26 protein-coding genes and 2 pseudogenes are annotated in these 25203 nt (G+C 67.5%); 11 read left to right on the top strand and 17 right to left on the bottom strand.

Annotation, left to right across the window (positions count from 1 at the left end):
• Positions 1-109 precede the first annotated feature (109 nt).
• A complete protein-coding gene (locus tag ACIRCZ_RS20090; RefSeq protein ID WP_402856625.1) occupies positions 110-1129 on the top strand; it encodes an HAD-IC family P-type ATPase in 1020 nt (339 codons plus the stop codon).
• A gap of 187 nt (positions 1130-1316) precedes the next feature.
• On the opposite strand, the gene ACIRCZ_RS20095 is transcribed toward ACIRCZ_RS20090, so the two are convergent.
• Both ACIRCZ_RS20095 and ACIRCZ_RS20100 read right to left on the bottom strand, forming a co-directional pair.
• Entirely contained in the window at positions 1317-1520 is a 204-nt protein-coding gene (locus ACIRCZ_RS20095) for an HAD family hydrolase (protein WP_402856699.1), read from the bottom strand.
• Positions 1521-1625: 105 nt separating this feature from the next.
• Entirely contained in the window at positions 1626-1952 is a 327-nt protein-coding gene (locus tag ACIRCZ_RS20100) for a hypothetical protein (protein WP_402856628.1), read from the bottom strand.
• A 521-nt stretch (positions 1953-2473) separates the two neighbouring features.
• On the opposite strand from ACIRCZ_RS20100, the gene ACIRCZ_RS20105 reads away from it, so the two are divergent.
• The 3 genes from ACIRCZ_RS20105 to ACIRCZ_RS20115 all read left to right on the top strand — a co-directional run bounded on the left by ACIRCZ_RS20105 (position 2474) and on the right by ACIRCZ_RS20115 (position 5500).
• Positions 2474-3043, top strand: coding sequence for a S1 RNA-binding domain-containing protein (locus ACIRCZ_RS20105; RefSeq protein ID WP_402856702.1), 570 nt, complete (start codon positions 2474-2476; stop codon positions 3041-3043).
• Positions 3044-3452: 409 nt separating this feature from the next.
• Positions 3453-4307: a hypothetical protein gene (locus ACIRCZ_RS20110; RefSeq protein WP_402856631.1), complete on the top strand. Its 855-nt coding sequence runs from the start codon at positions 3453-3455 to the stop codon at positions 4305-4307.
• 569 nt (positions 4308-4876) lie between these two features.
• The gene (locus ACIRCZ_RS20115) at positions 4877-5500 is read left to right on the top strand and encodes a DUF6461 domain-containing protein (protein ID WP_402856634.1); all 624 of its coding nucleotides are present in this window, start codon (positions 4877-4879) and stop codon (positions 5498-5500) included.
• Positions 5501-5519: 19 nt separating this feature from the next.
• Here the strand turns inward: ACIRCZ_RS20115 and ACIRCZ_RS20120 are convergent.
• Positions 5520-5747: pseudogene (locus tag ACIRCZ_RS20120) on the bottom strand (IS1380 family transposase); the annotation flags it as partial.
• Positions 5748-5911: 164 nt separating this feature from the next.
• Positions 5912-6706 (bottom strand): MerR family transcriptional regulator, encoded by a 795-nt coding sequence (locus ACIRCZ_RS20125; RefSeq protein WP_402856636.1) that lies wholly within the window; start codon positions 6704-6706, stop codon positions 5912-5914.
• Between the two features lie 78 nt (positions 6707-6784).
• On the opposite strand from ACIRCZ_RS20125, the gene ACIRCZ_RS20130 reads away from it, so the two are divergent.
• From ACIRCZ_RS20130 to ACIRCZ_RS20140, 3 genes are all read left to right on the top strand, one after another.
• A complete protein-coding gene (locus tag ACIRCZ_RS20130) occupies positions 6785-7147 on the top strand; it encodes a nuclear transport factor 2 family protein (RefSeq protein WP_402856639.1) in 363 nt (120 codons plus the stop codon).
• A 38-nt stretch (positions 7148-7185) separates the two neighbouring features.
• Positions 7186-7971: an SDR family oxidoreductase gene (locus tag ACIRCZ_RS20135; RefSeq protein WP_402856642.1), complete on the top strand. Its 786-nt coding sequence runs from the start codon at positions 7186-7188 to the stop codon at positions 7969-7971.
• A gap of 1084 nt (positions 7972-9055) precedes the next feature.
• Positions 9056-10126 (top strand): ABC transporter permease, encoded by a 1071-nt coding sequence (locus tag ACIRCZ_RS20140; protein ID WP_402856645.1) that lies wholly within the window; start codon positions 9056-9058, stop codon positions 10124-10126.
• A gap of 88 nt (positions 10127-10214) precedes the next feature.
• On the opposite strand, the gene ACIRCZ_RS20145 is transcribed toward ACIRCZ_RS20140, so the two are convergent.
• The 8 genes from ACIRCZ_RS20145 to ACIRCZ_RS20180 all read right to left on the bottom strand — a co-directional run bounded on the left by ACIRCZ_RS20145 (position 10215) and on the right by ACIRCZ_RS20180 (position 17591).
• Entirely contained in the window at positions 10215-10427 is a 213-nt protein-coding gene (locus ACIRCZ_RS20145) for a hypothetical protein (RefSeq protein WP_402856648.1), read from the bottom strand.
• A 611-nt stretch (positions 10428-11038) separates the two neighbouring features.
• On the bottom strand, positions 11039-11263 hold the full coding sequence (locus ACIRCZ_RS20150) for a hypothetical protein (RefSeq protein ID WP_402856651.1): 225 nt from the start codon (positions 11261-11263) through the stop codon (positions 11039-11041).
• Positions 11264-11603: 340 nt separating this feature from the next.
• On the bottom strand, positions 11604-11891 hold the full coding sequence (locus ACIRCZ_RS20155; protein WP_402856654.1) for a lamin tail domain-containing protein: 288 nt from the start codon (positions 11889-11891) through the stop codon (positions 11604-11606).
• Between the two features lie 319 nt (positions 11892-12210).
• On the bottom strand, positions 12211-12483 hold the full coding sequence (locus ACIRCZ_RS20160) for a hypothetical protein (RefSeq protein WP_402856657.1): 273 nt from the start codon (positions 12481-12483) through the stop codon (positions 12211-12213).
• Positions 12484-12926: 443 nt separating this feature from the next.
• Entirely contained in the window at positions 12927-13175 is a 249-nt protein-coding gene (locus tag ACIRCZ_RS20165) for an endonuclease domain-containing protein (protein ID WP_402856660.1), read from the bottom strand.
• A gap of 59 nt (positions 13176-13234) precedes the next feature.
• Positions 13235-14623, bottom strand: coding sequence for a mercuric reductase (locus ACIRCZ_RS20170; RefSeq protein ID WP_402856663.1), 1389 nt, complete (start codon positions 14621-14623; stop codon positions 13235-13237).
• A 1213-nt stretch (positions 14624-15836) separates the two neighbouring features.
• Positions 15837-16268, bottom strand: a complete 432-nt coding sequence (locus ACIRCZ_RS20175; protein WP_402856666.1) for a hypothetical protein — start codon at positions 16266-16268, stop codon at positions 15837-15839.
• 780 nt (positions 16269-17048) lie between these two features.
• Positions 17049-17591 (bottom strand): hypothetical protein, encoded by a 543-nt coding sequence (locus ACIRCZ_RS20180; protein WP_402856669.1) that lies wholly within the window; start codon positions 17589-17591, stop codon positions 17049-17051.
• A gap of 630 nt (positions 17592-18221) precedes the next feature.
• Here ACIRCZ_RS20180 and ACIRCZ_RS20185 point away from each other — a divergent pair.
• Both ACIRCZ_RS20185 and ACIRCZ_RS20190 read left to right on the top strand, forming a co-directional pair.
• A pseudogene (locus tag ACIRCZ_RS20185) lies at positions 18222-18386 on the top strand (MBL fold metallo-hydrolase); the annotation flags it as partial.
• 21 nt (positions 18387-18407) lie between these two features.
• On the top strand, positions 18408-18764 hold the full coding sequence (locus ACIRCZ_RS20190) for a hypothetical protein (RefSeq protein WP_402856672.1): 357 nt from the start codon (positions 18408-18410) through the stop codon (positions 18762-18764).
• Positions 18765-19186: 422 nt separating this feature from the next.
• On the opposite strand, the gene ACIRCZ_RS20195 is transcribed toward ACIRCZ_RS20190, so the two are convergent.
• The 3 genes from ACIRCZ_RS20195 to ACIRCZ_RS20205 form a co-directional block, all read right to left on the bottom strand.
• Positions 19187-20467 carry a sulfite oxidase gene (locus ACIRCZ_RS20195; RefSeq protein WP_402856675.1) on the bottom strand — a complete coding sequence of 427 codons (1281 nt, stop codon included), beginning with the start codon at positions 20465-20467 and terminating at the stop codon, positions 19187-19189.
• Positions 20468-21021: 554 nt separating this feature from the next.
• The gene (locus ACIRCZ_RS20200; protein WP_402856678.1) at positions 21022-21483 is read right to left on the bottom strand and encodes a hypothetical protein; all 462 of its coding nucleotides are present in this window, start codon (positions 21481-21483) and stop codon (positions 21022-21024) included.
• Between the two features lie 423 nt (positions 21484-21906).
• Positions 21907-22362: a hypothetical protein gene (locus tag ACIRCZ_RS20205; RefSeq protein WP_402856681.1), complete on the bottom strand. Its 456-nt coding sequence runs from the start codon at positions 22360-22362 to the stop codon at positions 21907-21909.
• 86 nt (positions 22363-22448) lie between these two features.
• Here ACIRCZ_RS20205 and ACIRCZ_RS20210 point away from each other — a divergent pair, with 86 nt between their 5' ends.
• Positions 22449-22628 carry a hypothetical protein gene (locus ACIRCZ_RS20210; RefSeq protein WP_402856684.1) on the top strand — a complete coding sequence of 60 codons (180 nt, stop codon included), beginning with the start codon at positions 22449-22451 and terminating at the stop codon, positions 22626-22628.
• Positions 22629-22890: 262 nt separating this feature from the next.
• On the opposite strand, the gene ACIRCZ_RS20215 is transcribed toward ACIRCZ_RS20210, so the two are convergent.
• Positions 22891-23454 carry a DinB family protein gene (locus tag ACIRCZ_RS20215; RefSeq protein ID WP_402856687.1) on the bottom strand — a complete coding sequence of 188 codons (564 nt, stop codon included), beginning with the start codon at positions 23452-23454 and terminating at the stop codon, positions 22891-22893.
• 440 nt (positions 23455-23894) lie between these two features.
• Here ACIRCZ_RS20215 and ACIRCZ_RS20220 point away from each other — a divergent pair, with 440 nt between their 5' ends.
• Positions 23895-24374 (top strand): GNAT family N-acetyltransferase, encoded by a 480-nt coding sequence (locus ACIRCZ_RS20220; protein ID WP_402856690.1) that lies wholly within the window; start codon positions 23895-23897, stop codon positions 24372-24374.
• Between the two features lie 244 nt (positions 24375-24618).
• Here the strand turns inward: ACIRCZ_RS20220 and ACIRCZ_RS20225 are convergent, their stop codons facing one another.
• A complete protein-coding gene (locus ACIRCZ_RS20225) occupies positions 24619-25002 on the bottom strand; it encodes a hypothetical protein (RefSeq protein WP_402856693.1) in 384 nt (127 codons plus the stop codon).
• Positions 25003-25203 lie beyond the last annotated feature (201 nt).

The following is a 25203-nucleotide window of genomic DNA, read 5'->3' on the forward strand; positions in this document are numbered from 1 at the left end:
AACGCGCGTAATTCACAAGCTGATCGAGGTTCCACGCCGCTGCCGCCCCAGAGCGTTCGACAATGTTCGAAGCGGGCTCCAGCACGGGCGGGGCGACGAGGTGGGTGCGGTGACCGCGCGCCAGCGGGCCGCAAGACGGCATCACCGTCTCGCTTCCGGGCACGCGTGCCTCTGTCCGGATCACCGGCGTCGCCGCCCACGTGGGGAGGGACGTGCTGTCGACGGAGAAGTCCTCGACGGCGCCAGCGACGTCGACCAGGCCACCATCACCGGCGAACCCCTCCCGGTGGCCAAGCAGACCGGAGACGAGGTGTTCGCCGGCACCGTCAACGGCACCGGCGCCCTGCGCGTGCGCGTCGAACGCGATCCGGCGGACTCGGTGATCGCCCGGATCGTGAAGATGGTCGAGCAGGCCTCTGAGACCAAGGCGCCGATCCAGCTGTTCATCGAGAAGATCGAGCAGCGGTATTCGATCGGCATGGTCATCGCCACCCTTGCCGTCTTCGCGATCCCGCTCGCCTTCGGCGACGAACTCCAGCCGGCTCTCCTGCGCGCGATGACCTTCATGATCGTCGCCTCGCCGTGCGCGGTGGTCCTCTCCACCATGCCGCCGCTCCTGTCAGCCATCGCCAACGCGGGCCGCCACGGCGTCCTCGCCAAGTCCGCCGTCGTGATGGAGCGTCTCGGCCAGGTCGACGCTGTGGCGCTGGACGAGACCGGAACCCTCACGGAGGGCACACCGCGCGTCACCGACATCCACCCCCATCGAGGCTCTGGCCTGGACGAGAACTCCTTGCTGCCTCGCCGCGGCAGCCGAGCACCGCAGCGAACACCCACTGGCCCGCGCCGTCGTCCAGGCCGCCCGGGAACCCGGACTCGCCCTCGCCGACACGAGCGGCTTCACCTCCACCCCCGGCGCGGGAGTCACCGCCACGATCGAGGGCCGCACCGTCCAGGTCGGCTCCCCGACACGCGTCACCCCCACCAGCGAACCGAGCATCGGCAGCACCGTGGAGGCGCTCGAAGACCAGGGCCGCACCGTGGTCGCTGTCTCCCACCGCCTGCTGGCGCGGGTTGGTCTACAAAGCCCGTCACCTCGGCGCCATCCGCCTGGAGCGGCACCGACTGAACAACACCGACGGGGTGCGCGACACCTACCCGTCGGTCGCAGCCGTAGCCGTTCTCGCCCAGCTGACCTGAGTGTCGTTCGGAGGGCGGGCGGCGGAACAGCGGTGCTGGCGCGCGCGAGGCACCGCGAGCCAATCGAGCGTGGGGACTGCGGCGTGACCTGATGGCCTACGGGCGGGGTCTTTGCATCACTGGCCAACCAGCTTCGCTGCCTCGGCGAGATCGTCCATCACCCAGGCGGCACCCGCCCGCAGCAACTTCTCGGCACTGTGGAAGCCGGTAGTCACTCCGATCCCTGGTACGCCGGCGCGCACGGCTGCTTTCATGTCCAGCTGGTGGTCGCCGAGGTAAACGGCGACTTGGTGGCTTGCGATGGCCGGCGCCTTGTCCATGCCGGTCACTCCGCCGACCACAGCACTTGCTGCGATGCCGCAGGTCGTCAACGCGGCCTGGGCGACCCGCGGGACGCGGGAGGTGACCACTACGAGCCGGCGGCCTCAGGCCGCAACGGCGGCCACCAGGTCGAGGGCGCCGGGCAGCGACTCAAGGTGGTCGATGCCCTCCGTTACGAAGCATTCCCGGAAGACCGTCACGTCTCGCGGGATGCGGTCTGCGGGCACCCACCGGGCCAGCTCTTGGCGGATGGGCGGGCCGAGGCGGGCGACGAATGCCTCGACGTCGATGGCCTCGCCACAGCGGTCGTTGACCGCATGCAGCGCGTGCGCGGTAGCGGCGCGGGTGTCGATCAGAGTGAGGTCGAGGTCGGCACCGATCGCGCCAACGCCCTGCAGCGCGGTCCGTGCGGTCGTTGGGTGAGGTGGCATTGCCACAGTTCCCTCCGTCGGCCCTCTACTTGTCGCTGGAAGATCTCCATCACGCAGGCTCTGCGATGGCGGGCGGCGAAGTCGGCCAGGGCTTGGCCCAGCCCGGGCAGTTCGCCCGCGCGCCCTGGCATCACAGAGGCCTCCCGTATGGCCGCAAGCGCGCCAACCCGACGGGTCGGCAGGCCGGGGCGGGCGCTGGAGGTCGTCACAGTCCGGCCCATGGCACAAGCCGCCAGGAGAGCGGCCCACTCATCGAGGTAGCCCACTTCGGACCGCTGCGGCAGTTCACCATCGCCAACTCCCACCACCCCAACCACACCGTCCAGACACGTGCCCTGCACGCCTACCTGCAGTGGCGCAATGCCAACGCCGCCACCGTGACGTCCTGGCCGCCGAACGCAAGGAACGCGCCCGCATCCGCAGCGAGAAGGGCATCCGCGGGGGCGGACGTCCCCTCAAGACCACAGCGTGAACGCACTTCCTACCCAGTGCGCTGCTCCTCGTGAAAGGCTGGGAGCATGATGGGTGGACCGTCTGAGAACCCAGAACTCTGGGCATTCCTGGAGTCACTGCACCGCGGCGAGTTCCTTTCCGGCACAGTCACAGCGATCGAACGGTTCGGTGTGTTCGTGGCGCTGGACGACGGACCTGACCATCCGGTCTTCCCCGGCGTCGGATTCATCTCCTTCGCTGAACTGTCCTGGCGACGCTTCGAGGCAGCCACCGACGTCGTGCAGGTCGGGCAGCGCGTCTCATGCGAGTTCCTCCAGTTCGACACATGGAACCTGGAGGCCAGACTGTCCTTGAAGGCAACACAGCCGGACCCCTTTCAGGTATTCGCCGACACCGTCGCGCCGGGGCAGAAACTGCCTGGCCGGGTCACCAAGCTGATCCCGTTCGGCGTCTTCGTCCAGGTCGCCGACGGGATCGAGGGACTGGTTCACCTGCGCGAGCTCGCCTGGACACCGGTGGAGACTCCAGAAGATGTCGTCCAGGTCGGCGACGAGATCACGGTGGTCGTCACCGAGATCGACCGAGAGCGACGCAGGCTATCCCTCTCCCGACGACAAAGCTCATCCGCCGGCGTGTGACGCGCTGCGTTCCTGAGACGGTTCCCTTGCCCGAGTGCTCCTGAACGTCTGCTCAGCCAAAGGAAGACACACGCCCCAGGCCGGTGAACCTTTGCGGTCACAGCACTAGCGACGGATGGCAGGTCGAAGTACGGTGCACCCTCTGCGCAGACGTCTGTGTCCTCAAGATCGCGCAGCAAGTCCCCGCACACGTCCTGGCAACCCTCACCAGCCTCCTAGCACACGACAGCACGCCGGAGCCCGTCACTGTCACCCGCACCGCGTAGAGGCAAGTCTCTCTGCGGGCATCCAAGGTGATCGTCCCGGCCCGACGAAGCTGCTTCGCCCTCTGCCCGCGCCCGCCGAACGATCGCCGTGCCTCCGGCGTCGTAGGAGCACGAACACGGAACGGTGTGACGGGGGGTCGGGTATGCGCAGAGGGATCGCGGCCGGAGTGGTGCTGGCCGTGCTGGCGTTGGCGGGGTGCGGGGGTGCGGACGTGCGGGACGGCCTGGTGGTGAAGGGCACCCCGCCGGCCAGGCCCTACACGGGGCCGCTCCACCTGCCCTCGGAGAAGAGCTCGGGGGAGGGCGAGCCGGAGCCGGGGGAGGGCTCGGGCGCGGCGGGCAAGGCGCTGGAATGCGACGGCGCGATCTTCTCGGGCGGTGGCTCGGACCGTTGGAGCAAGGGGGACGGCGGCTCCACCCCCGAGGAGGGGCTGAACGCGTACTTCGACATCTACGTGCCCGAGGAGCCGGACTACGGCTACCGCGTGGAGCGCCGGGAGGGCGATCGCGTCCTGTTCTCCTTCGACGTGAAGGGCAGGACCAAGGTGGCCGTCGTCGTCGCCAAGGACCAGCCGCACCGCCCGGGTTGGGGTCCGGAGACCAGCGCGTCCTGCGACCCGTCGGAATGGCCGGCGAGTTATGCCCGGTCCAAGGGCTACGAGATCTGGACGGACCGCACGGGCCACCGGGTGCCGACCACGAAGGTGATCAGCTCGCCCGGCGCCGAACACTGCGACTGGCAGAGCGCGCACTTCATCGATCTGGGCAGCGGCCCGAACTCCCGCATGTACGTGCGCGATCCCGAGGGGCTCTTCGACACCGAGCTGAACGGCACCTACGACGCGGATGCCCGCATGCCCGCGGACGCGCGCGACACCGGCTACCACTACCGCGACTGGGCCCTCTGGCTCGCCGCGGACAGGTCGACAGCCTACGTCCGTACCTCCGACGGCGTGGAGGCCTGGCCTGCGGCAGCGGACCGGATCGGCTGCGACTAGGGCGACGGCACCGGCCGCATGTCCACGCGTCCTGGCTGGGAGGGGCGTGGACAGCCTCTGCATCGCGAATCGAGCGAAGCAGAGGCGAGGAAGAACCGAGACGTCGTCTGCGCCAGCACCTTCAAAGCCCACGCAAGCACCCCGGCGCCGGCGCGGTGCGACGAGTGGCCGTCCGCCAAGTCGAAGGAGAGCGGGCGCCAGCTCGGTGTCAAGTCCGGGGTGGGCTGCCAGCAGTACTACGTCACCTCTTCGGCGATCAACGGCAAGGTCTACTTGTCCCTCGGGTGGCCTGACTCGAACCAGGGGGAGATTCCTCCGGCTACGGCAAAGTGCGCGCGTGCCAGCATGCCGAAAGCCCAGAACGAGGGCGTGGGGGGGGAACCTCGGCCGTTTTCCGACGGAGCAGCGGCTCCTTGAGAAGGACCCCTACTGGGTAAACGCCGGACAGCGTGCCCCCTAGGCTCTGACGTGCCCTGACAGCGGCTCGAAGATGCGCGACTCGATCCATGAGGGCGGACCGAGTCGCGCATTTTCTTCACGCCACGAGAGGCTAGAAAATGAATGCAACTATGTTTCCGAATTCTAATCTCTACGAGACGGGATATTGCGCGATTTTTGTGCGGGCGATCTCCCCGACAGAGGCGCTTTCCAGGATCCCATACGACAAGTCGGAGGTGGTAGAACTCGACCGGAGCGAACTTGATGCAATCAAGGAACTCGGGACCGAGGTCGGCCCAGATGATTTACCCGGGGTAGATTTTGATAGCTTGGAAAGCAGTGGGATTCTGGATCCGCGGGGGCCGCTCCTGCGTTCGGGCAGCCATGCGGGTTGGACATTCATAGTTGAGCCCGAGGGACCCTTTCTCGCGAAGGAGAAGGTCTTGAAAGCTGTGTCACGGGGGACCAGTGCGCTTCTTGCGCAGATGAGCGAGACTGCGGCCGCCTGGGTTTCCTACGCGGAGGACGGTGAGATCCTCTCGTCTTTCGATCCTCTGTTTCCGGACAGCGACTTTGGGATGCAGCCGGCGATTCTGGAGGGCCTGACCGGACATCGCAGGGCCATCGACAGTGGCGAACGTGCCGATGCCTATGAGAACTCCCTTCGAAAGATCCAGGAATCGCTGGGGTGCGCCATGCCTGCCGCCGTAGACTCCCTTCGATTGCCGTCAGTTCGTGTCCCCGACGGCTACTAGCCTCGGAGTTTCATGACGGTCCACCGACGGAGTCGGTGAGCTGTCCGGCCAACTTCCAGACGCGGGCGCTCGCTTCGGTTCGGGCAGCGCGAACCGCCGCCGGAGCCTTCTCGTCGGATGCGGCGAGGGTGTCGATGAGGCGGGAGATTGTCGGGTCCGAGGCCACCGGCCCGAACACAGCCGGCTCCGCCCGCAGCATGCCGGCATCCGCGAGGCAGTCAGCGCCCAAGGCGACCGCCAGGGCCACGTACCTCTTTCCGTGCAGCCAACAGGACCCGCGAAGAGTCCAATCGTTGCAGTTCAGGAGCGACTTCTGCTTATTTGATCAAGCCTAGGTCCTCCAACTCGTGAGAGCGCGAGGCTCAACGTGTGCGCCCTGCCGTTCGAAGACTTCGCACCGCACTGACCGCCTCAGGTGACACGGAAAACCGGCCAGCCGATCTCGGTGCGCCAGGCAGCGGGATCGCTCGTGTCACGGGGGCCGACAACGTAGACCTCCCGCACCGGCCCGGCCACCGACATCGCGTTCTCCACCACCCAAGTCCCGAGTTCGCCGTACGTGACCTCGATGCCGTCGTGCTCGCCGACATGGGTGGTGACCGCAAGTTCCGCGGCCGGCAGACTCACAGGGTGCACGCGTCCGGTGCGAGGTGGCGCAGCTGACGGCAGGTAGACGAGCGCGTGACCGCGCTCCTGTTCGAAAAGGGCGTTGTCGTAGCTGCCGCCCGGCGGTCCGCTCACGTCGGCGCCGACGGCCGCCTCCAATTCGGCCATCGCGCCTGCGTACCAGGTCTCGATGTCGCGATGCCCGACTACGGCCTCCACCGCCGCGACCGTCCGTGCGGGCTCCGCACGTAGCTCGACGTCGATGGGCGCGGGATCGGGCCGCAGCAGGCGGCGCAGCGAGACAACTGCGGCCCGGGTGCGGTCGAGCGCATCCTCGAGGCGTTGCAGGTGCTCCGCGACGAGCGCCGCCCGGACACCAGGGTCGGGGGTCCGCAGGATTCGCTGCACATCGCTCAGGGGGACGTCGAGCTCGCGGAGCCGGTGGATGACCTGCGCGGTCGGGATTTGATCGACGCCGTAGTAGCGGTAACCGGTGGTCTCGTCCACCACGGCAGGTTCCAGCAAGGCCGCCTCGTGATACCGGCGCAGGGTCCGCACGCTCAAGTGGGTCAGCCGCGAGAACTCGCCAATGGTCAGCATCCCCTCATTCTGAACGTTCCCCCTGGGAGAGAGTCCACGGCTTGACCCTCCCGCCCCGCGAGGTCACACGGTGGGCTCATGACACAGCACACCGATCTTCCGTCCGATCTGCTCCCGACCGCTGTGCGCCAGTTCTTGGGCGCACACATCGTCCGCGACGCCGACACCGCCTCGTCGTTCCTCGCCGCGGATGCGGTGATCGTCGACCAGGACGAGACCTTCCGCGGCCGGGAGGAGACTTACGCGTTCCTGCGGGACGCCGGGTCCGAGTTCGAATACACGACCGAGCAGATCGGCGCTCACCGCGTCGATGACACCCACTGGGTGGTAACCGTGCGCCTCGAAGGCACCTTCCCGGGAGGCGTCGCCGAACTCGACTACCGGTTCGCGCTGCGGGACGACCTCATCGCCGAACTCGTCATCGCCAACCACCCGGCCTGACCGAACCCGCACCACCTCAATCTTCAGTGGAGAGAACAATGTCTAGTTCAGATCGCGATCGTCTCAACGGTCGCCGGGCGCTGGTCACGGGCGGTTCGAAGGGCTCGGGCAAGGCCGTCGTAGAGAGACTGCGAGAGATGGGTGCCGACGTGTGGACCACGGCACGCACCATGCCCGGCGACTACGAGCGCCCCGACCGGTTCATCGAAGCGGACACTTCCACGGTGGGCGGTGTAGAGGTTGTAGTGTCCAAGATCTCTGAGGGACCCGCGCTGGACATCCTCGTGCACATTGTCGGAGGATCGTCGACCCCGCCTGGCGGATTCGCTGCAGCGACTGAGGAGCACTGGCTGGCGGAGCTCAACCTGAACTTCTTGGGAGCTGTCCGACTGGATCGAGCACTGCTGCCGGCAATGGTGGCGGCGGGATCAGGAGTAGTTGTCCACGTCACGTCGATTCAGCGTCAGATGCCGTTGCACGACGCGACGTTGCCGTACGCGTCAGCGAAGGGTGCCCTGCGTACGTACAGCAAGGGTCTCGCGAACGAACTGGCACCACGAGGCGTGCGAGTAAACGCCGTCAGCCCCGGGGGGATTCAGACCGGAGCCTATGCCGGCTTCATCGACCACCTCGCCAAGGGCAACGGACTGACGCACGAAGAGGCGGAGCAGAGCCTGATGGATTCCCTCGGAGGGGTTCCCATCGGAAGGTTCGCAACGACGGAAGAGGTCGCGGACCTGGTCGGCTTCCTCGTGTCGGACCGAGCCTCATCCATTGTGGGCGCGGAGTACGTCATCGACGGCGGCACTGTTCCAACCGTCTGAGCCAGGCACCGATTCCGAGTAGCCACTAGCGAACAGCTCGATCCGGTGGCGGAACCCTCTCCTTCACGAGGCCCACGCGGGTACGCCCGAAAGGCTTCTTCACCTGGAGAGCGCCCCTTTCCGTCCAGCCAACAGGACCCTAGAAAAGTCCAATCGTTGCAGTTCAGAGGTGCTCTCTGCTTATTTGAACAAGCGTCGCCGCCCCAACTCGTGAAAGCGCGAGGCCAGTGCCGTGACCGCACAGTTTCGCCGCGTCGCCTGTCGCGATCCCCCATGCTTGAGGAGAAGCTCGACGCGCTAGCGCAGATGATGGCAGAGCACATGGCCAGGCTGTTCCCACAAACGATGCCCTGCCCACGGTGTATACATGCTCCTGCGGAACGTCGATCGTAGGTTGTGGGACGCGTTGGGCGAGGCCCGGAACTGCTACCGATGGCGCCGGGTCTCTCTGCCGCTCGTCCACCTCCGTGCGGGCTGTCAGAATTCCGCCGTCCCGGAAGCGAAGACGGGACCTACGACGCCCCGCCCCGGCTACCTTCCGTGAAGGAGCCCGGCAGTCGCCACTGATCGAGCAGGCACGGTCTGCGGTGATACCTGCCTCACTTGCAGTGGCGAAGCTTCCCGGACGGGGGCCCGCCGCATATTTCACCTGTCCGGTGAGCCTCGAAGTCGTTGCGCCGCGCCGGCGGAGCGGAGCCACCGGCACATCGACGGCTCGCCTGGAGCCGTCGAAGACGGCCTCTACCCGCTCCTCACCGGCGGCAAGGCGTCCTCCCCCATCAGGTCGATCCCCGAGATCACGGCCGCCGTGCCCGGACGGTTCACTGAGCAGCGAAGGGCCCCGCTACGCCGCCCAGGCAGCCAACCTCGCCGCCACCGGCTGAACCACCGCGAGGGCCCTGCCCGGCCCTCCAGCTGGCTCTTCGCCCCCAGGGAGACATGGAGGCCCCGGCCATGCGGCCCCGCTGCCAGTGGGATGGCTTCGTCGAACGATGCGCATCGAAGCATGTCAATACCATTCAAATGAGCGCGTTTTGTGCAAACTAATCCCCTCTTCCGGACATTCTGTCTGGCAGTGAGAGGGGTGAGTCAGATCACGGATTCGGCCGGTGCTCAAGCTGGTGCTCCGCGGAGTGTCCTGGGCCAACTGCACGATGCGATCACTCCCCGAGCAGTGATGATCATGGTTGGTGTGCTGCTGCTTCAGCTTGCCTTCGCTCTCTCTTACATGGGAGCTCTGCACAACCCCAAGCCGCACAAGATTGCCTTGGACATCGTGGCTCCGACGGCCCTCGCCTCCGGACTGGTGGAACAGATCAACGCTCTGCCGAGCCAGCCGCTCAAGGCAACGGCCGTCACGACCACGGTTCAAGCCGAGAAGCGCCTAATGGACCGCAGCAGTAGCGCGGCGCTCGTCGTCCGTCCCGCCGCGAAAGCCGACGTCTTGATGATCGCCTCTGCGGGTGGCCCCTCCGTGGCCGCTGCGACGGAGCAGATTGTCCAAAAGATCGAGAAGGCACAGCGTCGCGAGATCAAGGTCGTGGACATCCATCCCCCGGCGAAGGGGGACAGCAACGGCGTGTCATCGTTCTATCTTGTCCTGTCGTGGACGATCGGTGGCTATCTGGCCGCCTCCGCGCTGAACATGGCCGCGGGCTCGAAGCGCCCCACGCTCAAACGCACGTCGGTGCGGCTAGCAGCGATGGTGCCGTACGCGTTCGTCTCAGGGATCGGAGGCGCCATCATCGTCGGGCCCGTCCTGAACTGCCTGCCAGGAGCCTTCTGGGACTTGGTGGGTCTGGGCGTGCTGATCGTGTTGGCGGGTGCCACCGTAGGAGTCGCGCTGCAGTCGCTGGCCGGTACGGTCGGACTCGGTCTCACCATCCTGACCTTCACCATCCTGGGAAATCCAAGCTCGGGCGGGATCTATCCGTCCTCGTTGCTGCCGCCCTTCTGGGCCGCGATCGGTCAGGCGCTCCCGCCGGGCGCGGGAACGACGGCTGTGCGCAACACGGTCTACTTCGATGGCCACGACACCGCGGGCGCGATCTGGGTTTTGATCGCCTGGGTGCTTGGCGGCGTGCTGGTGGCCATGGCATCAGCACTGCTGCGCGACAGGCGTCGGCAGTCATCAACAGGGCCGCAATCTGCGTGAGGGCTTCTGTGACGAAGCGTGGCACCGTGCAAGCGGGCGCTGGGCAGCAGCGGGCGACCCCGGTCCCTAGGCCGTGTCTGACAAATGATCATGCTGTGGTGTCGCGAAGCCACATGATGAGCGAGGCCAGGTGTAGGCCTGCCCGGTAGCGGACGGCGAGCTCGTCGACGCGGGTCGCGATCGCGCGGAACTGTTTGAGGCGATTGAAGCAGCGCTCGACGATGTTGCGCCCCTTGTAATGCTTCTTGTCGAAGGCCGGTGGGCGGCAGCCGTGGGTGCCGCGGCGCTCACGGTTGGCCACCTGGTCCGAGCATTTGGGATGGTGGCACTGATGCCGCGTCGCCGCAGGCCAGCTCGGATGGTCCACGAGGAGTGCGCCTTGACGGCCAGCACCCGGTCGGGACGGCTTCGCGGCCTACCGACTGTGGAACGGGGCACGTTGATGGCGTCCAGGACCGCGTCCTGCGCGTGCGACAATCTGGCTGGCCAAGGGCTCACAGCAGGTGCAGGACCGGACATTCTGGGTGACAGGTGGGAGCAGTTCCGACTACTGCGCAGCCAGTACGCCAACACGGCCGCCTGCTTGGCCATCGGCCTGTCCGTCGCCTCGTGGGTCACGCCCAAGCAGGTCGAGCCCGCAGGTATCGACCGCCCGGACCGGTGAGGCATCGTCGTCGCCACCTGGTTCGAACTCGGCCAAACCCTCGCCGAATACGAGCGCAACCCAGCCCTCGCGTAAGACTCTCGCTCATCACGAGCGCCGGCCGTCTACTGCCGCGTCGTGACAGCTGGCGGTACCCTGCCGCCGGCTGTTACGGCATCGACCGCGGGATGCGTCGAAACGCCAGGTCGGAGACCGCCACCCGGCTGGGCGATGCGACACCAGCGGCCCGGAGCAAGTAGCAGCGTTATTCATGCGGCGCTCCACTGGTGCGGGGGGCCGCCGCGCCACTCGATCCACAGGTCGTCGTCCAGGATGCTGTCGGGATCTTGCACCCCGGAGGCCGCAAGGAACACGACGAGGTCGTGATCGCTGTACGCGGTCCCCAGAATTTCGTCATGCCCATGGCTGTGCACAGTGACCCTCCGGCCGCCCATAGGCGACGGTCGGTGCACAACGATCGGTGCGCTGGTCACCACTCCAGACTGCCCTCAGCCTTCAGCGGCGGCTACCCGGTACGGGCCGCGCACGAGCAGGAAGACTGCCTGAGGGGCAGGTCTCGCCAGTGGTGTGAGTGTGCGCGTCGAGTTGGAACCAGACCGTCTTGCCGCTCGCCGTGGGAACGCAGCCCCAGTCACCGGCGAGCAGCGACCGGACACTCCCCCCCCCCCCCCCCCCCCCGCCGTCACCTCTCCCCCACCCGGCGGCAGACAGCGCGGCGGGGCGGCTCGGCGCGTGGCCGTGCCCCCCAGCGATGTGCGTGGCGTTGCCGGGGTGCCTCCGGATCCGTGGCGGAGGCACCCGACTCAGATGCGGTCAGCGCTGGTGGTGACCGTGGTGTCCGTGGCGGCCCCAGGACGCGTCGTCGACGAAGCGCCGGTGGTCGTTGCGCAGGGTGGCGGTGCCGGAGCGGTTGTCCCACACGTAGTTGGGGCGGTCCTGGTAGACGTCGCGACGGGTGTCCAGGCCGATCCCGGTGTGGACGCGGACGGTGGCGCGGCCGGCCAGGCGGTAATGGTCGAACGTGTAGGTGCGACCGTCCTCGTCCGAGAGGGACCAACCGTCCAGGTCCACGCCGTGGCGGGAGTTGTTGGTGATCTCCACCTACTCGCCGTTCGCACCGCGGCGACGTCCTCGCCTCCTGCACCGCCGCGATCGCCCGGACACCGAGCGGCTCCGCCTACCGCAAGTGCGGCCGCACCGACTCAACCTGGCGCGTAGTGCGAGGCGGACAGATCCCCGCCACCTGCCTCCGCCGCAACTGACCTCTCGACGCGGAGCACCTCCAGCCCGCAGCCCCGGTGGGCTGGCAGCCCTCGGCGGCCAACAGGAACGGTCTGGTCCGTCACCACCGGGGGAGCGAGGGACCAGACGCGTAGCCCACGATGGCACAACTCGACCTCAAGCGGCGCGACTTCGCTTCTCAGGAGTAGGGGCTCCAGCGGCCGAAGCGGGCCAGCACCGCCCGGGCCCCGGGCTCGTCCAGACCCAGCGCCGCGGCGGCCTGCCCGGGGTCGGCGTCTCTGCGGGCGTCGCGGGCGGGCCAGTACGCGGTCTGCGCCGCGAGGTCCTCCAGGCGCCGTGCGGCGCGGATCGCCGCCAGCGGCGAGGACTTCGCCAGCTTCCCGACCTCGACCTCCAGCTGGGCCAGGAGCACGGTGATGGTTTCCGGGAGCGGGATGGCGGAGCGTTCCACCTCGACGGTGTGCTTGTCCCAGTCCCCATGCAGATGTCCGCCGCGCCGACCCCTGCCGTCTGGAGGTCCTGGTCGCCGATCTCCTCCCAGTCCAGTCGCTGCTCGGGACCGTTCCAGCCGCAGGAGCACACCGCGCGCAGCGCGGCCGGGGCCAGCCGTCGTGGCCGAATACTGCGACACCGCACGACCGCCCCCGCCCGAACTCGCGTCGAAGTAGACGGGCCGCGGGACAGTGCCGTCGTCCAGGACCACGCCGACCGTCCCGGTGTGGCAGGACCCGAACTCGTCCGTCATCCACGTCTCCCGCTCGCCATCCTCCACAGCCCCGCCCCTTCCCGCCGCGTTCCGCGCCTCCGGGCCGGGGCGCCGACAACGACCAGGCCGCAGCGTGGACGCACCGCAGGCCGGAATCACCGAAGAGGTGAATCACGTCCGTCGCACGGCTACCGGGCCCGATAGAGCCCTTCGAACGGGTCGAACCCCAACAGCTGGATCTTGTATTGCCTCGTCGACTCCTTGGGCCGCCACTGCAGACCGGCCGGGTAGACAAGGTTCAGTGCTGCTGCAGGCGGCACGAGCATGTAGTCCGCCCTGGGGCAGCCGGTCAGGTGTGGACACTGCTCCAGAACCCGGTTGCAGTGGGCGCAGAGCAGCCCTCTGACCTGACCCGTCTGGTGATCGTGAGCAATCATGGCCCTGGGTAGTGCCCGCACAGGTGGAAGTCGGTGCCGAGCGCGTCGATCAGGTCCTGCTAGGCGTTGGGGAGAGTGAAGAGGGTGTTGAGGCCCTCGGCTAGGAGGGGGTGGGTGAAGATGGCGTCCGCCATGGCGGTGTAAGGGAGTTTGCCGAGGATGGCGACCTGGATGATCGTCATGATCTCGCCGCCTTCTGCGCCGAGGACGGCGGCGCCAAGGATCTGGCCGGTTTCGGCGTCGATGACGGCTTTCATGAAGCCGCGGGTCTCCCCCATCTCGATGGCTCGGACCACCGCGTTCATCGGCAGCTTGGCGACGCGCACAGCGCGGGTCTGTTCGCGGGCCTGGCGCTCGGACATACCGACGCGACCGAACTGCGGATCGATGAAGACGGTGTACGGGACGGTCCTCCCTGCGGTCGTTGCCTGTTTGCCGCCGAGCAGGTTGGCGCGCAGGATCCGGTAGTCGTCGTAGGACAGGTGGGTGAAGGCCGGCCCTCCTTTGACATCGCCCATGGCGTAGACGCCGGGAACCGAGGTCTCCAAATACTCGTCGACCTCAATTGCGCCGTTGTCGTGCAGCCGGATACCCGCAGCGGCGGGGTCGAGGCGCTCACTGTTCGGGATACGACCGATGGCCGCGAGCACGTGGGAGCCCTGGATCTGCTGCGTGCCCTGCGAAGTGTGTACCGTCATCTGCACCCGGCCGTCGTCTGACTGCTCGATGTGCGCGGGGGTAGCTGAGGTCACGACGGTAATGCCGTCCTCACGCAGAATGGCGGCGACCTCGTCGGAGAAGTCCTCGTCCTCTGCCGGCATCAAGCGCTGGCCCCTCTGGACGATCGTGACCTCGCTGCCGAAACGGCGGAACATCTGTCCGAACTCGAGGCCGATGTAGCCACCCCCCAGGACGATCAGGTGCTGGGGAAGTTCGTCGAGCTCCATGATCGACGTCGAGTCCATGACGTTGACGCCGTCGGCGCCGCTGATCTCCAGCGGCCTGGGGCGGGCGCCGGTGTCGACGACGATCACCGGCGCGGTGAGCGTCTGTGTGCCGCCGCCCTTCAGGGCGATCTCGACCGTCTTGGGCCCGGTGAAGCGCGCCTCGCCTTCGAACAGGTCGAGGCCGTCCTGGGTGAGGCGGCTCGCATAGTTGTCGCGTGCGCCGGCCACCATGGCGCGCTTGCGTTCCCGTACCGCAGCAAGGTCGACGGACACCGGCCCGGTGTCCACTCCGTATTCACCGGCACGACGGGCGAGATGAGCCATCCGGGCGCTGGCGACCATCGTCTTGGTCGGCGTACAACCCGTGTTCACGCACGCTCCGCCAATGGGGCCTCGCTCGATGAGCGCGACTCGCTTCCCTGCCTGAGCCAGATCCAGGGGCAAGAACCTGCCTCCCTGACTGGTCCCGATCACCATCACGTCGTAGCTCTCGTCTGCCATCCACAAATCGTAACTTTGAGTGACATCGTGAGCGCTGAGGCGCCTCACTGAACGTGGACTTTCCGAACCAGCCGCACGCGCAACGGCCGAACGGACTGTGTCGGGGTCAGCCTTGGTGGACGGTCACCTGCGGCAGCGATCACGGCGCCCTTGCGGAGGGGCTGTGTGAGCAGGTGCCGGGTGAACCAGCAGACGATGCAGCGCCGGGAGCGGTGAACAACGCCGGGATCGACACCTGGTCCAGCTTCCCGGACGGTGCACTCGGCAACGAGGGAACCCCACCCGGTCGCGCCGAAGTCGTCGGCCGGCCCGCTCACGACTCATCCGTCCCCCGGTCCGTCGCCATTCACCGAGCTCCAGGAGCGAGGCTCCCGTGTGCTCTCCGACCGGCGGAGCGGAAGACGGAGCGCGTCCTGGTCGACGCGATCGAGCACGACCGGCAGTGGGCGCTGATCCCGACCGTCTTGGACCCTGGTATCGAACAGCTGCGCCAAGATCGTCTCACTCCTCACCAGAGGCTCCGAGGTAACCCGTCAGTCGTCTCGCGCCTGCCTCCACGAGTATCCGTAGTGGTCCAGACGCTTTCGTTCACCTATGACGAGAAGGAACCAAAACATGCCCATTACCAGTGTCAAGAGGGCAACCTGCAGGTCCACCCGCCCAATCGTCACAGCGCAGAGGCCGCCAGAAAACATGGCGCCAGCGAGCCCGCAGAGCACCGGATGTCGCAGGAACCGCCCGCGTGGCCGCAGGGGTGGCCGATTGCCCCCCAAGTGGCGGTCGACCGCCCAAAACGCCCGTTTGAGTACACCCATAACCACGCCCCCTCGCCTACTCTCCACGGCTTGAGTGATCGTAGAGGTCTGGGACCAGGCAGTCACAAGACCGGCGTCGAATGAACCAAGCCTCCCCAGTGCGCTGCTCCTCGGCCAACCGCCAACGCGGAACCACGACGGCAGTGCCACATGGTCCTGGCGGCCGCGGCTGTCATCACCGCGAGCGGATGCGACGGGCGCGCCAGCACCCGATCTGGGTCGCAGATCGGGGTGGCCCAGTGCTGCTCTGTAGCGCTGAGCGCTTTGGGTGCTGAGGCCGAAGAGGTCGATGAGGCGCTGGGTGTCGCCGTCGGTGGCGGTTGCTTCGTGCAGGAGACGGCCGGCGCGCAGGGTGCGGGAAGGGGACCGCAGTTCGGGCCGCGGCAGAAACCGACCGCTCAGAAGTCTTCGTGGAGAAGCACACTGGCGCCAATGCCTGCAAAGGTAACCACGAGGGAAAGCGCTGCGGTGAGGATCGCGCCCCAGACAGTCCAGGAACCCCAGAAGGTTGCATATCCGAGCATGGGCTCGCTGATCCGGCCGGGCGCAAGGTCGGGGACGAGCTTGACCACCCATTGGAGCCCCAGCCGGTCGCGGAGGTTGCGGGCCCCTCCGAGTCTGAGGGTGGCGGACGCCACCGCCGGCGCGATGACGCTCACCGGTCGAGCCGAGCTTGGAAGGATGATCAGCGGCACAGTCGCCAGCACGATGACGGATTCGGCGCTGACCTTCCAGTGGGCGGCGATCCTGCTGGCGGCAAGACCACCGGCTTGCCCGTACTCCGCTCCGGTGGTCGCGGCGAGGAGGCTGACAGCCAGCAGCCACAGCATCCCGCCGAGTACCGCGATGACCGCGGGTGATGGCCTCCACGGCGACCGCGTAGCGGTCTTCGACCGCCTCTAGTCTGCGATGTGCGCCGTTATGCTCGCTGCGGTGGCGCTCTTCGGCTCGCTCGGCGGGGTGGCGTGCACTGACGGCGTGGCCGTGGCTGTCCTCGGCCTGCCGGCGCGCGCGCTCGGCGGCATCCCGGTGGCGGCTGCTGGTATGGGCGCTCATCGGCCAGGGCCTGCTGCGCCGTTCGCAGCGTGCGCAGTGCCTCGGCCAGGCTCGGCTGCAGACCGAACTGGACAGCACCGGTACTCGTTTGGACGGGGCCTCGACTCGGCTCGAACGGGCGGAGGGGCGCCTGGCCCGGATTGACGATGAGCAAGCCGTCGTCAATGCCGCCCTGGATGCCGTCGAGGCAGCTCGGCATGAGGTAGAGGTGCAGACAGGCGAAAGGATGCTGCGGAGATTCCGAATCCACGGGTACTGGCATCAGCTTGGCCGCCGCGTACCGACCAGGCCGCCAGCTATCAACGGGTACGCCTAGTGGCAAGGCAGAACGGAACGTCGCGGCGCACCGCACGCAGCCCCGCATCCGTCGGACTTCTTCGCGCAGTTCTGGGATGCGCCCACAGCGTCCGCTCCGCCGGTCGCTCGCACGACGTCACATTCGGCCCGCGCCGTTGATGGCGGACGTCCGCCGCGCGGTCGGGACACCAGCCGACTCCACCTGCCTGCGCCGCGGGAGTTGTTCGCGAAAACGGTGACGGCCTATGCCGGCTCGGCTAGCAGGCGTCGTCCGCGTGATCGCGGAACTGTGTGCGGTTCATGACCTTGCCATCAACCCACCATTGCCCAGGGGCAAGGCGTCCGATATCAGCTACCTTGAAGTAGTTTATTCCGCTATATTTCACCAAAACGTCCCCGTCCGAGACCGATCTCTTTCCGATCACGAATTCCACGGCGTAGAACCCGACTGGAGACAAGACTTTGGCTGAACGCGCCTTGCCGTGCCAATCCCTGGGTGGCCGGTAGAGGCTGATCTCCTGTTCCCCTGTGACCGACTGAGGCGGCCGGGCCGACCAGCCGTCCAAGACTCCAGGATCGACACGACCAGACTTGTTGGCGACGTGCCAGATACTGACCTCCTCCATATGCGAGGCGTCCGAACAGGGCCGCAGCACTGCCCGCAAATCACCTCCCGGTCCCCTGCCGACAGCCACCAGCGGGAGTTCCGGCGGACTGCAGCCGGTCGCCAATACCGCAACAACGGCCACCGCGCCGACCCCCCGCAACACGCGCTCTGTCCTGACAAGACGGTCTCTCACGCGCTTCGCCCCATGATCCTCCACCTTGCATCGGGACATGCTCCTACCGGACCGGCCGAAACGACGTCTTCAGGTAGCCGCTGTAGATGAACCCTGCATTGTGGCCACTACCGTGGCCGAAAGCCTTCGTCGTTGCATATCAATTGTTGTACTACCCGTTGATGCAGCGCCAGTGCGTGTGAACGATGAAGTGATGGCCACTACTGCGGCATTACGCCTAATCAGCACGATTCTGCGTCACGCCATGGCACGGACGGCCTGCTGCCCTTTCTGCCGAGTCGCCCGGACCTGATCTTCGACTCGGCCCGCTCTCTGCTGAAAGCCTGGCTGACATACCGGGAACCGACGGAAGGCGCATGACGGACGGCCGACGGCGCTGATGTCGCGGTACGGCTGACGCTCAGCCACATGTTGCTTCCTGCGGCGGCTGTGCGTCCTATCGGGTCTCGCCAGATTCCAGTCGCGCTTCGCGATGAAGATCCTCAAAGCCGACACACCCTCACGTAACGCTGATACCTCCGCGCGAGGTAAGCGGCAGGACGACCGCCCGAGTCGCACAACGGTCACCTCGACCAGCCCGTCGCCCCGTACACCGTCGACCTTGCACTCGACGACGGCCAGGTCCTCCAGCTGGGCGATGCCGACTGGGAACTCGTCCGCACCCCCGGCCACACGCCAGGCCATCTGGCGCTGTGGCAGCCGGAGGAGCGGCCTCTCGTCGCCGGGGACGCACTGTCGGACTACGACGTCGGCTGGGTCAACCGCGCTCTCGACGGCCCCGACGCGGCGACCACCGCGCTCGCGTCCCTCAAACGGATGGCCGACCTCAACCCGCGGGTAATTCTCCCCTCCCACGGCCCGATACCGGCCGACCCCGCGGCCGCATTCGCCGCGGCCCTGCGCCGCGCGCAGCGGCTCGTCGACGACCCGGCCGCAGCGGTCTGGTACGGCGCCCGCCGCATCTTCGCCTTCGCCCTGATGATCCGCGACGGCATCCCGGCCGACGAAGTCGAGCCGTACCTGACCGCCCGCGCCTGGCTGACCGACGGCGCCCGCCTCCTGAACGTGGCCCCCGACGCCCTCGCCACCGAACTGGTCACGACCATGCTCCGCAGCGGCGCCACAATCCTGCGCGACGGCCGCCTCCACGCCGCAGCCGACCACCCCCCGTGACCTCCGAGAAGCTGCGCGCGCCCTACCCCCGAGCCTGGCCGACTGCCGAGCCACGCTGACACCCGCTGGAAGGAGGGGCGGGTGAGCGGCCTCCAGCCGCTCACCCGCGCCTATACCTGTCCGCTCCGGTCAGAAGGTGTGCTCCGGTGCCGGGAACGTCCCCGCCTCCACGTCGGCCACGAAGTCCCGGCCCGCCTCGCGCAGCTCACCCTGCGCATCGGCATACTACGAACGGACGGCATGAAACTCCGCGACCCCTGACGGTCTCCCGTCCTGCTCCCACTGCACGCGCACCCATGCGCCGAGGACCGAGAGCAGCAGCGGCGGAACCTGACAAGCCCCCCCCGGCACGGAACACGACTGGAGCCCCGTGGCTAGGCGTGGCCACCCGGTTGGATGGCCACCGTCACGACGGGTAGGTCCTACACCCGTGCCGGTGCGAACACGGTGACCGGGTGACGGACCACCGCGTCGAACAGGTATCCCTGGGTGTTGGGGATGGTGATGTCCGGCTGGGTGCGGCCCGTGGTGTCCGTGGCCCGGGCCAGCAGGGCGGTCGGACCGGTATGCGTGGGGCGCCAGTCCAGCGACCAGCGCGACCAGGACCCGGTGCGGGGCCGGTCGTGGAGCTCGGCCCGCCGCCACGTCGCTCCCGCGTCGGTGCTGACGTCGACCCGCCGGATACCGCCGGCGCCCGACCAGGAGCGGCCGGTCAGGCGATGGCGCACCCCCGCCGCGAACGTGGCACCCGGAACGCTCTCGAAGGCACTCTTGAGGGTCTGTCTCGTCAGCGGAGCGCTGCCATCAACCGGATAGGCGGGCCCGAACAGCCGGTAGAAGTCGGTGTTCCAGGGCGAGTACAGCGGCTGGTCGGAGACCTCGATGTCGCCGACCCACTTGATGTTGGAGATGCCCACCCAGGAGGGGACGATCACCCGGACGGGATGGCCGTGGTCATAGGGCAGCGGCTCGCCGTTCATCTCATACGCAAGGATCACGTCGTCCAGGGCCTTGGCCACCGGCAACGGCCTCCGGACCCGGCCGAGGTTGATCCCTCCAGTCACATACTCGTCGTCCAGTCCCCTGGGCTGGAGATCCACCGCACGCCCGGTCAGCCCGGCTCGCCGCAGCACGTGCGAGAGCCGGACGCCGCGCCAGCGGGCGGCGCCGACCGCGCCCAGGGTCCAGGCGGTCCCGGTCACGGTGTCGCCCTGCTGGCTCGTGAAGAAGCTGCGCCCGTTTCCGGCGCACTCCACGAAAGCGTCGAGGGTGACGGCCGGCAGCAGCCTGAGATCATGAAGGTCGAACGTGACCGCCCTGTCCAGTCCTGGCGCGCCACGCAGTCCACTGCCCCACACCTTGAGCCGCCATTCGGCAGCGTCCAGTTGCGGTGTCGAGGTGTGATTCCGTACGAAAAACCGGTCCACGGGCGTATGGAAACCCGTGTCTCGCAGCGCGGACCAGTTCGTCTCGGCATTGGTGCCCCGGATGCTGAACAGCTCCGAGGGCAGCGGTTTGACGATTCCGGGGCCGGGTGCGGGCGCGTCGGCGACGGCGGGGGTGGGCCGGCCCAACGTGGTGAGGACCCCTGCCGCGGCGGCCAGGCGCAGCAGGTCGCGCCGCGACACTCCCTCTGCTCTGGCCTCGCCGGACAGCCACTGGCGCAGGCGGCGTCGGTCATACGCGGACTCGTCGATACGCATGTGTGCTCCTTGAGGGAGGGGAAGCGGAGAGGCAGAAGCGGACCCGGCTGGGCGCGCAGGGCGGGTCATACGGGTGCGGGTCCGCAGCGTGGATTCACGGGAGGCGCGCCACGACGTCCGCGAGCCGGCGCTGATCTGATGCTCGGTCGATCCGCTCGATCGGTGTCGGAGGAAACAGAGCAGGCCCGTGATCGCGACGGGGGACCCGGTCCGGCGTCAGCAGCAACAACAACAGCCGCTACGCGGCACGGTGCAACCCGCGGCGAGGGCGGGGCTGTTGGTGACCATGCGCCGATCGTAGGACGGGACAGACCACCGAGTCAGGCGTATGACTCGTTCCGCGTGCCCGACATGCCCCACGGCGAAGCGATGTACGGCGCGGTTCGGGTGTCAGGTCAAGGACAGATGCTGCCGTACGGTGGTCTCGTCCATGCTCGTGTCGACCCCTATGAGGTCGCACATTGGCGGACGGCTCACAGCCCCTGGCACTACCGCCTTTTCGGGTCGGGGGCAGACGGGGATGGCGCGGATGTGGAACCCCGCCACCCGTGCTCTCAGGGAGCAATCGTCAAAAGTTGTGGATGGTGTCTTCTGGGTGTGCCGCAGTGATCTCGGCTGCGGCAAGTCGGGCTTCCTCGCGCACGTCCTGGTCGGGGTGGTTGAGGAAAGGCTCGAACATCGGTAGCGCCGTCGGCGCGGGTGGCGCCGAGGATGTAGATCGTGTGCGCGAGGATCTCGGGTTCCATCGTCGGCATGGCGGCCGCCAGCGGTTTGACGAGGTCGAGTGGCAGCCGGTGGTGGTTGAACGATTCACTGACCGCGTTCAGAGCGGACTCCCAAACCCGAGTGATGGGTTCGTTGACGGTCAGACTGACCAGACGCCCGACAACGAGGCGGGCCGTATCGGCGCCGAGGGTGGTGCCGCGCAGGCGATCCCCGAGCGAGGCGGCGGCGAGGTCCCGCCGGTCCGGATCGCGGTCAGTCAGAGCCTCGAGTGCAGCGAAAATGTCGCTCACGCGGCCACCTCGGACCGCTCGACCAGGACGCCGCTCTCGGTCTTGAGGCCACCGGGGTGGCCGTCGCAGTCGATCTCGATCTGCGTGGGAGTGGCGAGCCCGCGCGGGCGGCGTCGGCGACGAAGGCGGCTTGTTCGGGGCTGTCGACCAGGACGCGCAGGGTCACGCCGCGGCGCAGAAGGGCGATGACGCGGGACACCAGCCCAGCTCACTTCGTCGCGTTTGACCGCCTGCGCGTCAACAGCCCGGACGGCACGCTCGTCAGCCTTCCCTAACCGTGACCGGCGGGCACGTCTCGAGGTGTTCTTCGCCGAACAGAGACTCCAGCCACCCTGGACGCTGTGCCCCATGACGCTGGACCGCGATGACTCTCCGGAGGCTACGACCCATTTCTTCACCGGCCGCTGACCGCTCCGGCGGGTCTCAAGCCTGCGGGGGTGCCAACCACCGTTCTGCGCGGCCCTGCTTGTCGGAGTCTCCAGAGCGGCGGGCGTGCGCCAGCAGTCGGGCACGTAGCGGTTCGGGCAGACTGGCGACATCCCGCTTCTGGCGCGGGCGGGTCTTCCAACCCACCAGATGCCGCACGGCCCCGATGTCGTGCCGCTCCTCGGCCCGCGGGTCGGCCAGCCCGGCGAGCAGGTCGGCGATCGGCACCTCGCCGAGCAATTTGCCGGGCACGCCCTCGTGGACGGGGCAGCCGGAGCAGCGCCCACTGCCGGAGCCATGCCAGTTGAGCAGGGCCAGCGCCCGCTCCACCGGATCGGGGAACGTCAGCTGGAGTCGGTCCGTGAATTCCTCTAGCAGTTCGGGGGTGGGCATGCCGCCGGTGCGAGAGAGGTCGAGGATCCGGGCGGCGGTTCCCTCCAAGCCGGCGGGCACGGCGGCCAGCCAGCTGCGCTTCTCTTCGGATCCTTTTCCGCTTGCTGTCGGTCGGCTTCGAGCTGCTGCATGGGGCCGGGCATGCCGTGCCCGTCCAGCCACGCCAGGAGCAGGCGGCCGTCAGCGAGTACGGCGTCGCTTCTCCATTCTCCCCACCTCAGCGTCGCCCCGTGGTGCAGGGCAACGAGCGCGAGTCGCTCACCGTCCCGGTCGAACAACTCGAAGCGGACGTCCCCGCCGCACATGCAGTGGAACCCGGGCAGTGAGTCTCGTCCATCAACCGGTTCCTCCCCGCCCTAGCCACCGTGTGCACCCGCCAGACTCCACCGCAGCTCCGGCTGCTCGCAAACGGGTTCCCCCGGGCCCCGCACCTAGCTCGTCTCAGCTGGGCAAACGCCCAGACGCCGCAGGTGGTCGTGCCATGCCCTATTCAGAAACAGCACCCACCACGGAATCTCGGTCCGTGCCGCCCGCAACTCCGCCCTCGCCGCGCTCGCCAGCCCCATCCTCGCCGACCTGATCGGGGACTCATATTCGGTGCGGTGCGGCTCCGACCTGCCAGCGGTAGAGGTCGCGCAGCAGGGAGATCTCGGCGCCGTGATGGATCAGCTCCCTGTTGACGTGCAGGACCCTGTTCTCCATGGGAAACCGCTCGGGACCCATCGCGGGCGCATTGCCCAGGTCGGCGTCCGAGAGTTCGCGGACCCCCGCGTTCCATCTCCCGTACATTTCATCGAGCTGTTCCAGCGCCTCGTCAGCGGTTCCCGCGTAGGCAAACCCCTCGGCGTCGAAGTCTTGGCCGTCGAAGTACCATTCGACCCGATAGGCCAGGCACGAGACGATGATGTGCGCCAGCCGCCAGGCAATCGTGGTCACCGGCGCCGGTTCCGGGGCAGGGGACGCGAAGTCCATCGTCCACTCCCCTGAACCCGCCGACGTCGGTGCGGCCGACGTGCCACTTGGGCGGATGCTCCAGCAGCCGCGCACCGGCTCCCAGAAGTACTCCTCGTCGGTAAGACCGTCCAGCCGTGGCCGCAGGTTCTGGCGCCAGTACCAGTCCAACTGCTCCGCGAGCCCCTCGCTTCTTGTCATTGCCGCACACTACAGACCCCTCGAACAGAGCGTGCCGGCCTGGTGGACGCAGCAAGACTCCGGCTATGCCGTCGGGCGGCGCGACCTGGGCATTGTGGGCAACAGGACACCCTCGATGTTGCCGGTCGCGCTGATGAAGTCGTCGTGGTGGTGCGAGATTGGTCTGACCTGAGGGCCCGGTGACTTCTCGGTGGCGCTGCTGACCGTCAGTGCCGATCGGATCGGTCGCGGTGGGGCCTCGCGAGATTCCGGCTGTCCGCTCCTGCGAAAGCTTCGGCGGGTAATGCGCCTGGTCATCAAGGTGAATGCGGCCCAGGTGATGAGTGACTCCGAGTGTTCGCCACGTTCGCAGTTTGGCTCTGGCCCCCTTGTTGTAGGCGCGCCCGCGGGGAGATTATTGATCTTCGCGCGCGGGTGATGTCTCCGATGGGAGTTGTCCGATGGCCGGTGACCTCACTCTCTATGGTGCGCTGACTCGACTTGTCCCGACCACCGAGAACGATCTCGAGCTGCTGGCCTCCTGGTTCTCCAACTCCGATTTTGTGGAGCACTGGGGTGGAGTGCCGCTGTCACGGCGGGAGGTCGCCGAGAAGTACGTGGGACGGCGACGCCCGCACGTGGAGTCCTTCCTGATACTCGCCCAGGGCACAGCGGTGGGCTACGCGCAGTACTGGCACGCCGATGCTACCGAGGGCGGCATCGACATGGTGCTGACCTCCGGGGCCCGGGGCCGTGGCCTGGGGCCGGACGCGGCTCTTGCACTGGTCACGTACTTGTGTTTGGCACGCGGCTGGCGTCGCGTGACCGTAGATCCCGAGGCATCCGACCTCAGGGCTGTGCAAGCTTGGGAGAAGGCTGGCTTCCAGCACCTAGCGCGGGAAGGCCGCAACCTCCTCATGGAGTGGCGCCCCGAAGAATGACTCTACGTACGCGATCGCACGAAGCGGGTCAGAACCCAAATTCCGACGTGGAGATCCTTGCAATTTCTGGGTCCGAGGGATGCCTCTTCCACTGAAGCGTGAGGCTGGTCCCTCGGATCGCTGGAGCTTCAGTTGGTGAATGGCTCTGGGCCATCGATCATGTGAGGGCCAGGCTCGCCCGGGCGGCGGTCATGAAGGAATTCCTACTCTCTTCCAGGTGCTCGTTGACCTCCACGTCACCGACCTAGCGCCAGGCCTCCTGGTTGAGCGCGCGTCCGTCAACGCGGGCGGGTGTCTCCAGAGTTGGGTCACAGAGCAGAGCGATCCCGCGGTCCAGCGTCCAAAGCTGAGTCATGACCTCTTTCGCCTTGGTCATCCGGCCGTCCTCGTCGGAACCCCAAGGCTCCGGGCGAGAGTAAGCGGCCCGCTCGGCGAGCTGGGCACAGGCAAGAAACTCCTGGATGGCCTGCACCTGCTCAGCCCGGCGCGTATCGGCCGTCGCTGCCAACTGTCGCCTCTCCGCGGCCCGATCAGCCGACCGCTGGGCGACACGCTGAGTGAGCGCCGCCAACCCCCCGCCAAGCACCACACCCGCGAGCGAGAACGCCGGCACCCACAGCTCCCCCACAGTGCCAACCCTTCCTACAACCGGTCCCTGCGCATCAACAGGCACATCGACTTGCAGGGGCCGACCGAGCCGTCCCCGACCAGGCATGCCTGGGTCGCTAAGCCTAAGAGGTCCTAACAGAAGCTGTTGATCATGTGACTTTCGGCTTCAGCGTTCGTTGGTCTGGTCGTGGGGAAGCGTCAGTCGCGGCCGTGGATCGTT

The sequence above is a fragment of the Leifsonia sp. NPDC102414 genome (assembly GCF_044765685.1).
GTDB lineage: Bacteria > Actinomycetota > Actinomycetes > Actinomycetales > Microbacteriaceae > Leifsonia.

Coding starts and splice junctions, on each gene's coding strand:
- ACIRCZ_RS20110 (WP_402856631.1), top strand. CDS start 3,453: ATGCGCAGAGGGATCGCGGCCGGAGTGGTGCTGGCCGTGCTGGCGTTG.
- ACIRCZ_RS20170 (WP_402856663.1), bottom strand. CDS start 14,623: ATGGCAGACGAGAGCTACGACGTGATGGTGATCGGGACCAGTCAGGGA.
- ACIRCZ_RS20105 (WP_402856702.1), top strand. CDS start 2,474: ATGGGTGGACCGTCTGAGAACCCAGAACTCTGGGCATTCCTGGAGTCA.
- ACIRCZ_RS20165 (WP_402856660.1), bottom strand. CDS start 13,175: ATGATTGCTCACGATCACCAGACGGGTCAGGTCAGAGGGCTGCTCTGC.
- ACIRCZ_RS20195 (WP_402856675.1), bottom strand. CDS start 20,467: ATGCGTATCGACGAGTCCGCGTATGACCGACGCCGCCTGCGCCAGTGG.
- ACIRCZ_RS20215 (WP_402856687.1), bottom strand. CDS start 23,454: ATGACAAGAAGCGAGGGGCTCGCGGAGCAGTTGGACTGGTACTGGCGC.
- ACIRCZ_RS20175 (WP_402856666.1), bottom strand. CDS start 16,268: ATGCTGTGGCTGCTGGCTGTCAGCCTCCTCGCCGCGACCACCGGAGCG.
- ACIRCZ_RS20130 (WP_402856639.1), top strand. CDS start 6,785: ATGACACAGCACACCGATCTTCCGTCCGATCTGCTCCCGACCGCTGTG.
- ACIRCZ_RS20115 (WP_402856634.1), top strand. CDS start 4,877: ATGTTTCCGAATTCTAATCTCTACGAGACGGGATATTGCGCGATTTTT.
- ACIRCZ_RS20125 (WP_402856636.1), bottom strand. CDS start 6,706: ATGCTGACCATTGGCGAGTTCTCGCGGCTGACCCACTTGAGCGTGCGG.
- ACIRCZ_RS20220 (WP_402856690.1), top strand. CDS start 23,895: ATGGCCGGTGACCTCACTCTCTATGGTGCGCTGACTCGACTTGTCCCG.
- ACIRCZ_RS20135 (WP_402856642.1), top strand. CDS start 7,186: ATGTCTAGTTCAGATCGCGATCGTCTCAACGGTCGCCGGGCGCTGGTC.
- ACIRCZ_RS20095 (WP_402856699.1), bottom strand. CDS start 1,520: ATGGACAAGGCGCCGGCCATCGCAAGCCACCAAGTCGCCGTTTACCTC.
- ACIRCZ_RS20190 (WP_402856672.1), top strand. CDS start 18,408: ATGGCCGACCTCAACCCGCGGGTAATTCTCCCCTCCCACGGCCCGATA.
- ACIRCZ_RS20100 (WP_402856628.1), bottom strand. CDS start 1,952: ATGCCACCTCACCCAACGACCGCACGGACCGCGCTGCAGGGCGTTGGC.